Genomic DNA, 670 nt, shown 5'->3' with positions numbered 1-670 from the left:
CGCCGGCTCATCTGGTGGACGACCAGTATAGGTACTGGGATAAATTGGGTCTTTACGCATGGTGATGTGCGTAATGGTAAAGACGTGATGCTTTTCTTTTTCGTTATAGTAGCCAGTGTGATCGCCGTAAGGGCCTTCATCGGCAAACTCGTTCGGATCGATGTATCCTTCCATGACGATTTCAGCACTTGCTGGGACTTCCAAATCGTTACTGATGGATTTGACCACTTCGGTTTTACTGCCACGCAACAAACCAGCAAAGGCATATTCTGATAACGTATCCGGCACTGGCGTCACCGCACCAAGGATAGTGGCAGGGTCGGCACCAAACGCCACGGAAATTGGGAACGGCTTACCCGGGTTGGTTTCCATCCAATCACGCAAATCTAACGCGCCACCACGGTGAGCTAGCCAACGCATGATGATTTTGTTTTTGGCGATTTTTTGTTGGCGGTAGATACCGAGGTTCTGGCGTTTTTTATTCGGCCCTTTGGTGACCGTCAAACCCCACGTTAATAGTGGTGCTACGTCTTCCGCCCAGCAACTCATCACCGGAATTCTATCCAAAGCGACTTCGTCACCTTGCCACACAATGTCTTGGCATGGCGCTTTACGCAGTCGCTTGGCTGGCATATTCAACACTTGTTTGAATACTGGCAGTTTTTCCAAT

The 670-nt window shown here is 49.6% G+C and carries 1 protein-coding gene; it reads right to left on the bottom strand.

Going from position 1 to position 670, the window contains the following annotated elements; translation table 11 throughout:
* The coding region (locus R8O10_RS25455; RefSeq protein ID WP_318191989.1) for a UbiD family decarboxylase at positions 1 to 670 on the bottom strand (670 nt) is incomplete at both ends.

The sequence above is a fragment of the Vibrio sp. 1727 genome (assembly GCF_033344415.1).
Taxonomy (GTDB): Bacteria; Pseudomonadota; Gammaproteobacteria; order Enterobacterales; family Vibrionaceae; genus Vibrio; species Vibrio alginolyticus.
This window is presented reverse-complemented; position numbering and strand designations above follow the sequence as displayed.